Genomic DNA, 13307 nt, shown 5'->3' on the forward strand with positions numbered 1-13307 from the left:
CTCCTAGCCTCCCCCTAAAAGGGGGAGGCTCTATTAAGTCCTTAACCCAATACCACGCGAAACCAGATAATGCGCAACCCCATACAGGGCCACTACAAAAATACCAAGCACACTGAACGAGGTAACAATTCCCACATCCGACACACCAAGAAAACCGTAACGGAAGGCATTAACCATGTAGACGATTGGGTTGATTTTCGATACCGCTTGCCAAAAGTCAGGCAATAGGCTGATCGAATAAAATACCCCACCCAAGTAGGTTAATGGGGTCAATACAAAGGTAGGAATAATCGAAATGTCATCAAAGGTTTTAGCAAAAATGGCGTTAATCATGCCGCCTAAAGCGAACACAACAGAGGTGAGAAAAACCGTCGCCGCAATAATCCCCCAATGATCGACCTTGAGATCAACAAAGAACAGCGACACAAGGGTCACTATCGTACCCACCAGCAAGCCACGCACTACCCCGCCCATCACAAATCCGGCGATAATGACGTAGTTAGGTACAGGTGCAACTAACAACTCTTCGATGTTTTTCTGAAACTTCGCACTAAAGAAAGAAGAGGCGACGTTCGAGTATGAGTTAGTGATCACCGACATCATGATTAAGCCCGGGACAATATATTCCATATAGCTAAAGCCGTTCATCTGGCCAATACGCGAACCAATTAGGTTGCCAAAAATAATGAAATAGAGCGTCATGGTGATGGCTGGCGGTACTAAGGTTTGCACCCAAATACGCGTAAAACGGTTAATTTCTTTAGTCAGTAAACTGCAAAAAGCCGTCCAATATAAACGATACATCATGATTATCCTCGGCTTTGCTGTTGAACAATGCTGACAAACAGCTCTTCAAGGCGGTTCGCTTTGTTGCGCATCGAAAGCACCGTAATTCCCTGTTCTGTTAACTGTGAAAAGACTGAATTTAGCCCTTTCGTTTTCTCCAACTCAATTTGTAACGAACCGTTGAGCATGGTCTGCGAGATCACACCACTGAGTTGTGGCGCTGGCGGAGAATTCTCTGCGATATCTAAAATAAAGGTTTCGAGCTGTAATTTGGCCAGTAAATCCTTCATCGAGGTATTTTCAATAAGCTCACCTCGGTTAATAATGCCGATATTGCGGCACAGCATCTCCGCTTCTTCTAAATAGTGCGTAGTTAAGATAATGGTGATCCCTTGCGCGTTAATTTCGGTTAAGAACTCCCACATCGAACGGCGCAGTTCAATATCCACCCCGGCGGTGGGTTCATCTAAAATCAACAACTTAGGCTCATGCATTAAGGCTCGAGCAATCATCAAACGGCGTTTCATACCACCAGAAAGATTACGTGCTCGCTCTTTACGTTTTTCCCACAAATCGAGTTTTGAGAGGTACTTCTCTGCCCTCTCTTTCGCTAACGCTTTCGTCACGCCGTAATACCCAGCTTGCTGCAGCACTATTTGCTCAACCGTTTCAAACTGGTTGAAGTTGAACTCCTGCGGCACTAAACCAATGTGTTGTTTGGCAAGCTCAAGATCTTTATCAATATCAAAACCAAACACTTTAACGGTGCCAGAGGTTTTATTGACCAGCGAAGAGATAATGCCAATGGTGGTTGATTTCCCGGCTCCATTGGGCCCAAGCAGTGCGTAAAAATCGCCTTTTTCAACCTGTAAACTCACCCCTTTTAGGGCCTCAAACCCACCAGCGTAAGTTTTTCGTAATTGTTCTATTTCTAATGCGTACATTCCACGGATCACTCTTTGTGATGTTAACCTATCCAATGTGCTGCTAAGGCTCGCGTTTTTCAACCCAATATTAGAAATTGATAAAATAAAAAAACGCAGATCCAGCGATCTGCGTAATTCATTCTTGCACAACCTTAACGCTTAACGATTTTGGGCTACCTGCTTAACCGCAGCATTGAGCGCTTCATAACGAAACGAAAAAGTCTGCTCGGTTGGCACCAAATCCAAAATATGAAACTTTTCCAGTTGCTGTTTGGTGTGCACATTTGGGCAAAGTAAGTAGACCGCGCAGTGGGCATCTAAGGCATCATTAATCGCGTTTTCTAAAGCAAGCCCAACCGTCACATCAATCATAGGTACATCAGTAAGATCTAAAATCATCGCTTCATAGTCACTAATGTGATTATGCTGGCGAGCGATCGCTTTAGATACACTAAAAATCATCGGCCCTGAGAGATAAAAAAACAGCACCTTACCATTGGCTTGATCCAATAAAGCTCGTTCGCTGTCAGTCAATGGCACATCGTTTTCATCAGCATCACTAATGGCTTTCACTTGGCGAGCTTGCTCGCGGCTCAAGCGTTCTATGATCAAAATATTTGAGATAAAAACGCCCAAACCAACCGCAACAATCAAATCGACAAAGACAGTTAACAGCATCACGCCATACATGATGGCCATCCCCTGCACACTCACTTTATGCGCGCGTTGGATAAAGCTCCAATCAAGAATATTGAAACCAACATACACCGCAATCCCTGCCAATACCGCCATTGGAATCGGTTCGGTTAAGCCTCCCGCCACCAACACCACTAAGGCTAATACTAAAGCACGAACTACACCCGACAGAGGAGAACGCGCGCCGACCTGAATATTGGTCACCGTACCCATGGTTGCGCCAGCACCCGGCAACGCCCCAAATAGCCCTGCTATCATATTGGCGAGCCCTTGCCCTCGCAGTTCTTTATCGGAATCATGCTCTTTACGCGTTAGAGAATCGCCAATTACCGCGGTGAGCAACGTATCAATGCAGCCAAGCGTACCGAGTACTAAAGCGTCAATCACCATGGTGGTGAACATCTCGGCATTAAAGGTTGGGATAACAAAAGAGGGTAAGCCTGCGGGTATCACACCAATACGGCGGATCTCATCGCTATCAAATAACAGTACTGAAATAAGCGTCACCCCAACTAACGCAATCAACTGAACGGGCACTTGTTTGCGATATTGAGCCGGGAGAAAAAATAAAATGCCTAAGGTTAACAAACCAAGAAAGAGCTCACTGAACTTCATCTGGCTAATGATCTCGGGCAACGCGGTTAACGTTCCCATCACTCCCCCAGCGGGAGCCGCCTGACCAAGCAGCGGTGACAACTGCAGGATAATCAAAATCACCCCAATTCCTGACATAAAGCCAGAGATCACGCTATAGGGCATTAAGGTGATGTATTTCCCGAGTTTTAAAGTGCCAAGTACAATCTGAAAAGCGCCTGCCATCATGACAACCGTGAAGCTAACTGCAAGCCCCGTTTCAGGGTAACGCGCCACCATGCTGGTTAAAATGGCCGTCATAATGACCGTCATTGGCCCTGTAGGTTCAGAAATTAATGTAGATGAACCACCAAACAAGGCAGCAAACAGCCCCACCAATATTGCTCCCCAAAGCCCTGCTTCTGCCCCCGCACCAGACGCCACACCAAAAGCCAAGGCAAGTGGCAGTGAAATAATCGCGGTCGTGACGCCACCAAAGACGTCACCTTTTAGGTCGATATCGGCAAAACGGCCTCTAAACACAATGCTTTTCCTCATACTCAAAATAGGTTGTCTCACTCTAACAAATCATCATTCTAATAATTAACCATTATTTTACATATGATTGATTCTCTGTTGACCATCCAAATAGCGATGGAAGCAGTTTAATTTTTTTACTAGGAAAACTCGTCAGATGAGTGAGTGTTTTGTCATTTTATAAGAGAACAGAATTGTAACATTGTGTATAGTCAGGCCTATTCTTGCGCATTACCATTAATGCGATTGAACTATTTTTAAGGGAAGTGAGATGCCAGAACTGAAACAGCTTTTTGAAAATAACTCACGTTGGTCTGAATCGATTAAGGCTGAACGTCCTGAGTACTTTGCAAAACTCGCTCGCGGGCAAGACCCAGATTTTCTATGGATTGGTTGTTCTGATAGCCGAGTTCCGGCCGAGCGTTTGACTGGGCTTTATTCTGGTGAGCTGTTTGTACACCGCAACGTTGCAAACCAAGTGATTCACACTGACCTTAACTGCCTTTCTGTAGTGCAGTACGCGGTTGACGTACTGAAGGTCAAGCACATCATCATCTGTGGGCACTATGACTGCGGTGGCGTCAACGCAGCGATTGATAACCCACCGCTGGGCTTGATCAACAACTGGTTACTGCACGTGCGTGACTTATACCTTAAGCACCGTACCTACTTAGATGCAATGCCAGAACAAGATAAAGCCGACAAATTGTGCGAAATCAACGTTGCCGAGCAAGTGTATAATTTAGGTAACTCAACCGTACTGCAAAACGCATGGGAGCGCGGCCAAGATGTCGAGCTGCATGGCGTGGTCTACGGTATTGAAGACGGACGTTTGGAATACTTAGGCGTTCGCTGCGATTCACGTGAGCGAGTCAACGACACCTATCAAAAAGCGATGGAAAAAATTCTTAATGCGCAACATAACTTGCTGTGTCGATAACAGCGTGTTAATTGCCGTTAAAACTGATAGTTAAAAATACAGAATGCCCACTATTTAGTGGGCATTCTATTATCGCTGGCAAAATTACGCTTGCGGCACAACTTTACCAATGTAAGGTAGGTGACGATATTTTTGTGCGTAGTCGATACCTACGCCCACGACAAATTCATCTGGGATTTCAAAACCGATCCACTTGACCTCTACAGGTACCTCACGGCGTGAAGGCTTATCCAGTAAAGTACAAATGTGAATGGATTTAGGTTCACGTAAAGACAAAATTTCTTTTACTTTATTTAGTGTATTACCCGTATCAATAATGTCTTCTACCAGCAACACATCTTTACCTTTAATGTCATCATCCAGATCTTTCAGAATGCGCACATCACGTGAGCTTTGCATCGTGTTGCCATAGCTTGACGCGGTCATAAAATCGACTTGATGAACTAAGTCGATCGCGCGAGCTAAGTCTGCCATGAAGACAAATGAGCCGCGCAACAAGCCCACCAGTACCAGATCTTCACTACCTTGGTAATGCTCTGTGATTTGTTTGCCTAATTCACGAATTCGTTCCTGAACCACTTGCTCAGAAATCATCACTTCAACTGTATGTTTCATACTGTTCTCTTTTCGGGTGATGCGACACGCTACGATCATCGCAGTTTAATGATGGCGTCGCGTAACTAGCTTGGCGCGTATAGTACCACTGCCACACAGGATAGTTAAATAATTAGCAAAACTCTGGATATGATGAAATAAAGCTCCTACGCTGCCGCAGACACGCTCACCACAAATACGCCACATCAATAAAAGATACAATAAAACACGTTGAATCCGATGGGATTTAACACGATCGCACAAAAAACAAACTCGAAACGTTGACCTCAACCATATGCAGCAGTACACTCATAAAGCTTTAAAGCAACTAACAAAATAATCATTAGAGCGAAAAGCTCAATTCAACAGTCATTGGCAAGGATTAACAACTCATGGAAACATCGATAGAAAAACGCCCCAGAACTCGCTTATCACCACAAAAACGCAAACTTCAACTGATGGAAATCGCCCTTGAAGTGTTTGCAACACGGGGAATAGGCCGAGGTGGCCACGCAGATATTGCTGAAATCGCCCAAGTTTCAGTCGCTACTGTCTTTAACTACTTTCCAACCCGAGAAGATTTAGTCGACGACGTACTCACTCATGTTGTACGTCAGTTTTCAAACTTCCTCGCAGATAATATTGATCTTGATTTGCATGCGAAAGATAACTTAACCAACATCACCACTAAGATGATTTCTCTTGTGATTGAAGATTGTCACTGGTTAAAAGTATGGTTTGAATGGAGCGCTTCAACGCGCGAAGAAGTGTGGCCACTTTTTGTCTCCACCAACCGTACTAATCAACTTTTGGTACAAAATATGTTTATCAAAGCCATTGAACGTGGCGAAGTGTGCGATCGGCATGAACCAGAACATCTTGCTACGCTCTTTCTTGGTATCTTCTACTCACTATTTGTACAAGCAAATCGCATACAAGACGAAGCCAGCATGGGTGTACTCGTGAAAAGCTACCTCAGCATGCTCTGCATCTATAAAAAAGATCACTAGGCTTAACTTCCTAGTCTCTGAATTATGAGCATAAAAAAACCGCTGAATTCAGCGGTTTTTTACTATGTTACGAACCGGCAATTTAACTAACCAGCAATTTAACGCATCAGCGTTGAAGTTACTTTTTCTTTTTCGCTTTTGCGTTTGGCAGATCAGTAATCGTGCCTTCAAATACTTCCGCAGCAAGGCCTACCGATTCATGTAACGTTGGGTGAGCATGAATCGTCAAAGCGATATCTTCTGCATCACAACCCATCTCGATAGCCAAACCGATTTCACCAAGCAGTTCGCCGCCGTTAGTACCAACGATAGCGCCACCAATCACGCGGTGAGTCTCTTTATCAAAGATAAGCTTAGTCATACCGTCTGCACAATCAGAAGCGATAGCACGGCCAGAAGCTGCCCATGGGAATGTCGCGACTTCGTAGTTAATGCCTTCTGCTTTGGCTTCTTTTTCAGTTTTACCAACCCAAGCCACTTCTGGCTCAGTGTACGCAATTGAAGGGATAACTTTAGGATCGAAGTAGTGCTTCTTACCAGAAATTACTTCTGCTGCTACGTGGCCTTCATGCACACCTTTGTGCGCCAACATTGGTTGACCAACAATATCACCGATCGCGAAGATATGAGGAACGTTAGTACGCATTTGCTTATCAACATTGATAAAGCCGCGCTCATCAACTTCAATACCTGCTTTTTCAGCATCCATCAGCTTACCGTTTGGTACGCGGCCGATAGCAACAAGAACGGCATCATAACGCTCAGCTTGCGCTGGTGCTTTTTTGCCTTCCATTGAAACGTAGATACCATCTTCTTTTGCTTCAACAGCGGTTACTTTGGTTTCAAGCATCAGGTTAAATTTGTCTTTGATACGTTTGGTGTAGACTTTAACCATGTCTTTATCCGCCGCTGGGATAAGTTGGTCAAACATCTCAACCACATCAATCTTAGAACCTAGCGAGTGGTAAACCGTCGCCATTTCTAGACCGATGATACCACCCCCCATGATCAACAGTTTTCCAGGAACTTCTTTCAGTTCAAGTGCATCCGTTGAATCCCAAATGCGTGGGTCTTCATGAGGAATGAATGGCAGTTTAATTGGACGAGAACCAGCTGCAACGATGGCGTTATCAAAATTAACCACGGTTTTACCGTCTTCACCTTCAACTTCAATGGCGTTAGGGCCAGTAAATTTGCCGAAACCGTTCACGACAGTCACTTTGCGCATCTTCGCCATGCCGCCAAGACCGCCCGTTAACTGGTTGATAACTTTTTCTTTCCAAAGGCGGATTTTATCGATGTCCGTTTGTGGTTCACCAAACACAATACCGTGCTGGGCCAATGCTTTCGCTTCTTCGATAACTTTTGCAACGTGCAGCAACGCTTTTGATGGGATACAACCCACGTTCAAACACACACCGCCAAGGGTGCTGTAGCGTTCAACAAGTACTGTTTCAAGACCTAAGTCTGCACAGCGGAATGCAGCGGAGTAACCAGCAGGACCGGCACCAAGTACGACGACTTGGGCTTTGATTTCTTTGCTCATTTTGACCTCTTGTAGTCATTATCCCTAACAGGCTGAGTGGATGTTCTCGTTGTTTTTAGTGTTTAATCCAATGAATTAAACCCATGACTGAGCCAATTACTTAAAACAAATGAATTAAAACGAATTATTTTCAGACCGCAACAGTTTACAGAGATGTTAATGGTGTGAAAAGTAAATCCATTTAGCCTGTGAGCTAGACGACAATTCGATTAAGAAAAAACCCTTCGTAATCCAATTGTTCAATTATTCGTGTTAACAAGGGCGGCTTTAACGGCCGCCCTCTCTTTCACTAAACTTGGCTTACAGAACCAGACGACGAATGTCTGATAGCGCGCCATTTAGGAATGTGATGAAACGCGCACCTTCCGCACCATCAATCACACGGTGATCGTATGACAGTGATAGTGGCAGTTGTAGGCGTGGTTCGAACTCTTTACCGTTCCACACTGGCTTAAACTCAGACTTAGATACCCCAAGGATACCGACTTCTGGCGCGTTAACGATAGGCGTAAACGCTGTACCGCCGATGCCACCTAAGCTAGAGATAGTGAAACAGCCACCTTGCATGTCTGCAGCGGTCAGTTTACCTGCACGGGCTTTCTTCGATACTTCAGCCAGCTCTCTTGATAGCTCATAAATGCCTTTTTTGTTCACATCTTTGAAGACAGGAACAACAAGACCATTTGGCGTATCAACAGCAATACCCACGTTCACGTACTTCTTCAGAATCAAGCTTTCGCCATCTTCAGAAAGTGAAGAGTTAAACGATGGGAATGCTTCTAGTGCTTTCGCTACCGCTTTCATGATGAACACCAGTGGGGTGATCTTCATGCCAGTGTCGTTCTTCGCTTCAATCGCATTTTGCTCTTTACGGAAGTTCTCAAGCTCGGTGATATCCGCATTATCCCATTGGGTAACGTGTGGGATCATCACCCAGTTACGATGCAAGTTAGCACCAGAGATCTTCTTAATACGTGAAAGCGGTTTTACTTCTGTGTCACCAAACTTGCTGAAGTCCACTTTTGGCCAAGGTAGCAAGCCAAGCGCGGCGCCATCACCTTTACCAGAAGCCACTGCGGCAGAACCAGATTCAAGACGCTTAAGCGCTTCTTTCACGTAGTTTTGCACGTCTTCTTTTAGGATGCGGCTCTTACGGCCAGAACCTTTGACTTTCGCTAGGTTAACACCAAATTCACGCGCAATACGGCGCACAACCGGTGATGCGTGAGAGTACTCATTGTTCTCTTCAAACTCGGCAGGTGCTGCCACCGCTGATTTTATCGCTTCCGCTTTTGGCGCTGATGCGGCTGGAGCCGCGGCTTGCGCAGGGGCCGCTACGGCAACGGGCGCTGCACCGGCAACTTCAAACACCATGATAAGAGAGCCTGTTGACACCTTATCACCAGCCGCCACTTTAATTTCTTTCACAACACCAGCAAACGGCGCAGGAACTTCCATTGATGCTTTATCGCCTTCAACGGTGATAAGAGACTGCTCTTCACTCACAGTATCGCCAACCGCCACCATGATTTCCGTCACTTCGACTTCATCACCACCGATATCCGGTACGTGGATCTCTTTTGCTGCCGAAGCGGCTGGTGCTGCAGCTACAGGTGCTGCCACTTGAGCAGAAGCTGCCGCCGGAGCGGAACCCGCCACTTCAAAGATCATCACCAGTGAGCCTGTCGATACTTTATCGCCCGCAGCCACTTTGATCTCTTTCAGTACACCAGCAAATGGAGCAGGTACTTCCATTGAGGCTTTGTCACCTTCAACCGTCAGTAGAGATTGCTCTTCTGCGATTGAATCGCCGACTGCGACCATGATTTCAGTGACTTCCACTTCATCACCGCCGATATCTGGCACGTGAACTTCTTTAAGCTCAGCGACAGCCGCGGCAGCAGGAGCCGCAACTGGTGCAGCTTCCACTGCTGGAGCTGCGACCGCAGCGCCTTCTGCTTCAAAAATCATGATAAGTGAACCGGTCGATACTTTATCGCCAGCGACTACTTTGATTTCTTTTACAATACCCGCTTGAGAAGCTGGTACTTCCATAGAAGCCTTATCACCTTCTACAGTAATAAGAGATTGCTCTTCTTCAACCTTGTCGCCAACGCTGACAAGAATCTCAGTAACTTCAACCTCATCCGCACCAATATCCGGTACATTAATTTCGATTGCCATTATTCTTTCCTACCTTAATTAAGCGTATAGCGGGTTTGTTTTTTCAGTATCGATGTTGAATTTCTTAATCGCTTCAACCACAACTGATTTCTCAACATCACCACGTTTCGCTAGTTCGCTTAGCGCGGCAACCACCACGTAACCTGCGTTCACTTCGAAGTGACGACGTAGGTTTTCACGGCTATCAGAACGACCAAAACCATCAGTACCTAGTACTTTGTATGATTCAGCCGGGATAAACGCACGCGCTTGCTCAGCGTAGTTCTTCATGTAGTCAGTTGCTGCGATGGCAGGCTCGCTACCCATTACCGTTTGAATGTAAGGTACTTGCGGCTGCGCTTCAGGGTGAAGCATGTTGTAACGCTCACATGCTTGGCCATCACGAGTCACTTCATTGAATGATGTTACTGAGTAAACATCTGAAGCCACGCCGTACTCATCACTTAAGATTTGAGCCGCTTTGCGTACTTCGTTCATGATCGTACCTGAGCTCATTAACTGAACTTTACCTTTAGAGCCAGTCGTTCCTTGTGGAGCGTAGCTTTCTAATTTGTAGATACCTTTACGAATACCTTCTTCAGCGCCTTGTGGCATTTCAGGCATTGCGTAGTTCTCGTTCATCAGCGTTAGGTAGTAGAATACGTTCTCTTGATCACCATACATGCGGCGAATACCGTCTTGCATGATGACTGCAACTTCGTAAGCAAATGTAGGATCGTAAGAAAGACAGTTAGGAACCGTTGCCGCCAATATGTGCGAGTGACCATCTTCGTGCTGTAGACCTTCACCATTGAGCGTCGTACGCCCAGCGGTAGCGCCCAATAGGAAACCACGTGCTTGTTGGTCACCTGCCATCCATGCCATGTCGCCAACGCGTTGGAAACCAAACATAGAGTAGTAGATGTAGAACGGAATCATTGGCAGATCGTTTGTCGAGTATGAAGTTGCAGCAGCAACCCATGAAGACATAGCACCCAGCTCGTTGATCCCTTCTTGCAGTACCTGACCTGAAGTCGCTTCTTTATAGTAAGAAACGATGTCGCGGTCTTGAGGAGTGTAGTTCTGACCGTGTGGGTTATAGATACCGATTTGACGGAACAGACCTTCCATACCGAAAGTACGTGCTTCATCTGCAATGATTGGCACAATATTTTTACCAATGCTCTTATCTTTGAGCAAAATGTTCAACGCACGGACAAACGCCATTGTGGTTGAGATTTCACGTTTTTGCTCTTCAAGCAGAGGCTTGAACTCTTCAACCGCTGGAATCACAAGTTCTTGAGTGAACTTAGGCAAGCGTTGAGGTGTGTAACCTTTTAGCGCTTTACGGCGAGCGTGTAAGTATTCGTGCTCTTTCGAGCCTTCTGCCAATGTTAGGTATGGCAACTCTTTCACAGCTTCATCCGTCAGAAGATCTTGTAGACCAAGACGATCACGCAGTTGCAGCACGTGAGTCATGTCCATTTTCTTCACTTGGTGAGCGATGTTCTTACCTTCTGCCGCTTCACCCATGCCGTAACCTTTAACGGTCTTCGCCAGAATCACGGTTGGCTTGCCTTTCGTGTCTTGAGCATTAGTAAAGGCTGCGTACAGTTTAGAAGACTCGTGACCACCACGCTTCAGCGCGAAAATTTGATCGTCAGTCATATCAGCAACAAGCGCCGCTGTTTCTGGGTATTTACCAAAGAAGTGTTTACGCACGTAAGCACCATCTTTCGCTTTAAATGTTTGGTAGTCACCATCGATGGTTTCGTTCATCAACTGAAGCAGCTTACCTGTGGTGTCTTTCGCCAGTAGAGAATCCCAGTTGTTACCCCAAATCACTTTAACAACGTTCCAACCTGCGCCTTTAAATAGGCCTTCAAGTTCTTGGATGATCTTACCGTTACCCATGACAGGGCCGTCTAGACGTTGCAAGTTACAGTTGATAAGGAAACATAGGTTATCAAGCTTCTCACGAGCGGCGAATGAAATCGCACCGCGTGATTCTGGCTCATCCATCTCGCCATCACCTAGGAACGCGTATACACGCTGTTCAGAAGTGTCTTTCATACCACGGCCATCAAGATATTTGAGGAAACGCGCTTGATAGATTGCAGAAATTGGACCCAGACCCATAGATACGGTCGGGAATTGCCAGAATTCAGGCATCAATTTCGGGTGTGGGTAGGAAGGAATACCTTTGCCATCCACTTCTTGGCGGAAGTTGTCAAGTTGCTCAGCCGTTAAGCGGCCTTCAACGAACGCACGTGCGTAGATCCCTGGAGAGATGTGACCTTGATAATAAACCAAGTCACCGCCATCTTTTTCATTAGGCGCACGGAAGAAGTGGTTAAAACATGTTTCGTAGAACGAAGCAGAAGACTGGAATGACGCCATGTGGCCGCCAAGATCGAGGTCTTTTTTCGATGCACGTAGAACGATCATAATCGCGTTCCAACGGATGATTGAGCGAATGCGACGCTCAAGCGTTGTGTCACCTGGGTATGCTGGTTCTTGCGCAGCTGGAATGGTGTTGATGTAGTTCGTGGTAATACCGGTTGGCATATCAACACCGTCTAGACGTGCTTTATCTAGAATTTGCTCAAGTAAGAACTGAGCGCGTTCTACACCTTCTTCACGTACAACTGACTCAAGGGCGGCTAGCCATTCCTGAGTTTCCAGTGCATCTACGTCATGCTTCATGTCAGACATGGCGATCTATCCTTCTATTGGTTGGATCTATAAAACAAGCAATTCGCCGTAGGTTACGACTCATTACCCTGCTGAATTCGGCGCAACGAACGCTCACGACGAGACTCTTCTTTGGTCAAATCCAACAATGTTTCTTCGATATAAGCTAAGTGAGAATGGGACATTTCGCGCGCCTTTTCCGGCTGACCAGAAACGATCGCATCCACGATATTAGCTCGGTGTCTACTTACTTTCTCCACCACTTCATGGCGGCGGTGTAATAGTTTTAAATTCTGTAGAACATTTTGCTCAAGCAAAGGAGCAAGGCTGCGAACAATATGCAAAAGCACCACGTTGTGGGCCGCTTCAGTGAGAGCGACTAAAAACGCGACCACCGCAGACGCTTCTGCTTCGACCTCTTTTTTCGCTTGTTGTTCACCAATTCTCGCCAAACAGGCTTGAATGCGAGCAAAATCTTCCTCAGTACCACGCAATGCTGCGAAATAAGCTGAAATACCTTCCATCGCGTGGCGCGATTCCAATAGATCGAGCTGGGTTTCAGAGTGGCTAGACAATAAATTTAGCAGAGGATCAGAAAAACTCTGCCAAATGTTCTCACTGACAAACGTACCTCCACCTTGACGGCGGGTTAATAAACGCTTGGCTTCGAGGCGTTGAATGGCTTCACGAATGGATGGACGAGACACCTCGAACTGTTTTGCCAGTTCTCGTTCTGGAGGCAATTGTTGCCCCGGAGAGAGTGTTCCTTCCACTATCAGCCTTTCTAACTCCTGTTCAATTACATCAGAGAGTTTTGGCCTGTCTCTTTTAAACATCTGACG

Annotated in this window: 10 protein-coding genes; 2 read left to right on the forward strand and 8 right to left on the reverse strand. The window is 46.0% G+C overall.

From position 1 onward, the window contains the following. Nucleotides 1–33: 33 nt before the first annotated feature. The 3 genes from B9J84_RS09815 to B9J84_RS09825 all read right to left on the reverse strand — a co-directional run bounded on the left by B9J84_RS09815 (nucleotide 34) and on the right by B9J84_RS09825 (nucleotide 3539). Complete coding sequence (locus B9J84_RS09815) at nucleotides 34–804, reverse strand: ABC transporter permease (protein WP_010319547.1); 771 nt, start codon at nucleotides 802–804, stop codon at nucleotides 34–36. Between the two features lie 5 nt (nucleotides 805–809). Beyond that, the gene (locus B9J84_RS09820; RefSeq protein ID WP_026027559.1) at nucleotides 810–1730 is read right to left on the reverse strand and encodes an ABC transporter ATP-binding protein; all 921 of its coding nucleotides are present in this window, start codon (nucleotides 1728–1730) and stop codon (nucleotides 810–812) included. Between the two features lie 141 nt (nucleotides 1731–1871). Then, entirely contained in the window at nucleotides 1872–3539 is a 1668-nt protein-coding gene (locus tag B9J84_RS09825; protein ID WP_094124037.1) for a SulP family inorganic anion transporter, read from the reverse strand. A 250-nt stretch (nucleotides 3540–3789) separates the two neighbouring features. Here B9J84_RS09825 and can point away from each other — a divergent pair, with 250 nt between their 5' ends. After that, the gene (can, locus tag B9J84_RS09830; protein WP_013857670.1) at nucleotides 3790–4458 is read left to right on the forward strand and encodes a carbonate dehydratase; all 669 of its coding nucleotides are present in this window, start codon (nucleotides 3790–3792) and stop codon (nucleotides 4456–4458) included. An 84-nt stretch (nucleotides 4459–4542) separates the two neighbouring features. Here the strand turns inward: can and hpt are convergent, their stop codons facing one another. After that, nucleotides 4543–5073, reverse strand: coding sequence for a hypoxanthine phosphoribosyltransferase (hpt, locus tag B9J84_RS09835; protein WP_010319544.1), 531 nt, complete (start codon nucleotides 5071–5073; stop codon nucleotides 4543–4545). 371 nt (nucleotides 5074–5444) lie between these two features. Between hpt and B9J84_RS09840 the strand changes: the two genes are divergently transcribed. Then, nucleotides 5445–6062 (forward strand): LuxR/HapR/OpaR family quorum-sensing transcriptional regulator, encoded by a 618-nt coding sequence (locus B9J84_RS09840; RefSeq protein WP_013857672.1) that lies wholly within the window; start codon nucleotides 5445–5447, stop codon nucleotides 6060–6062. Between the two features lie 118 nt (nucleotides 6063–6180). On the opposite strand, the gene lpdA is transcribed toward B9J84_RS09840, so the two are convergent. From lpdA to pdhR, 4 genes are all read right to left on the reverse strand, one after another. Further along, nucleotides 6181–7608: a dihydrolipoyl dehydrogenase gene (lpdA, locus tag B9J84_RS09845; protein WP_013857673.1), complete on the reverse strand. Its 1428-nt coding sequence runs from the start codon at nucleotides 7606–7608 to the stop codon at nucleotides 6181–6183. Between the two features lie 300 nt (nucleotides 7609–7908). Beyond that, nucleotides 7909–9792, reverse strand: a complete 1884-nt coding sequence (gene aceF / locus B9J84_RS09850) for a pyruvate dehydrogenase complex dihydrolipoyllysine-residue acetyltransferase (protein WP_094124038.1) — start codon at nucleotides 9790–9792, stop codon at nucleotides 7909–7911. An 18-nt stretch (nucleotides 9793–9810) separates the two neighbouring features. Further along, nucleotides 9811–12486, reverse strand: a complete 2676-nt coding sequence (gene aceE, locus B9J84_RS09855) for a pyruvate dehydrogenase (acetyl-transferring), homodimeric type (RefSeq protein ID WP_013857675.1) — start codon at nucleotides 12484–12486, stop codon at nucleotides 9811–9813. A 53-nt stretch (nucleotides 12487–12539) separates the two neighbouring features. Then, nucleotides 12540–13301, reverse strand: coding sequence for a pyruvate dehydrogenase complex transcriptional repressor PdhR (gene pdhR / locus B9J84_RS09860; protein WP_094124039.1), 762 nt, complete (start codon nucleotides 13299–13301; stop codon nucleotides 12540–12542). Nucleotides 13302–13307: the final 6 nt, after the last annotated feature.

It is taken from the genome of Vibrio sp. V03_P4A6T147 (genome assembly GCF_002241085.1).
Classification (GTDB): Bacteria; Pseudomonadota; Gammaproteobacteria; order Enterobacterales; family Vibrionaceae; genus Vibrio; species Vibrio anguillarum.

What these genes read in the sequence shown, in the direction of transcription:
- B9J84_RS09815 (WP_010319547.1), bottom strand. Translation starts at nt 804, where the DNA reads ATGTATCGTTTATATTGGACGGCTTTTTGCAGTTTACTGACTAAAGAA.
- hpt (WP_010319544.1), bottom strand. Translation starts at nt 5,073, where the DNA reads ATGAAACATACAGTTGAAGTGATGATTTCTGAGCAAGTGGTTCAGGAA.
- B9J84_RS09840 (WP_013857672.1), top strand. Translation starts at nt 5,445, where the DNA reads ATGGAAACATCGATAGAAAAACGCCCCAGAACTCGCTTATCACCACAA.
- can (WP_013857670.1), top strand. Translation starts at nt 3,790, where the DNA reads ATGCCAGAACTGAAACAGCTTTTTGAAAATAACTCACGTTGGTCTGAA.
- aceF (WP_094124038.1), bottom strand. Translation starts at nt 9,792, where the DNA reads ATGGCAATCGAAATTAATGTACCGGATATTGGTGCGGATGAGGTTGAA.
- pdhR (WP_094124039.1), bottom strand. Translation starts at nt 13,301, where the DNA reads ATGTTTAAAAGAGACAGGCCAAAACTCTCTGATGTAATTGAACAGGAG.
- aceE (WP_013857675.1), bottom strand. Translation starts at nt 12,486, where the DNA reads ATGTCTGACATGAAGCATGACGTAGATGCACTGGAAACTCAGGAATGG.
- lpdA (WP_013857673.1), bottom strand. Translation starts at nt 7,608, where the DNA reads ATGAGCAAAGAAATCAAAGCCCAAGTCGTCGTACTTGGTGCCGGTCCT.
- B9J84_RS09820 (WP_026027559.1), bottom strand. Translation starts at nt 1,730, where the DNA reads ATGTACGCATTAGAAATAGAACAATTACGAAAAACTTACGCTGGTGGG.
- B9J84_RS09825 (WP_094124037.1), bottom strand. Translation starts at nt 3,539, where the DNA reads ATGAGGAAAAGCATTGTGTTTAGAGGCCGTTTTGCCGATATCGACCTA.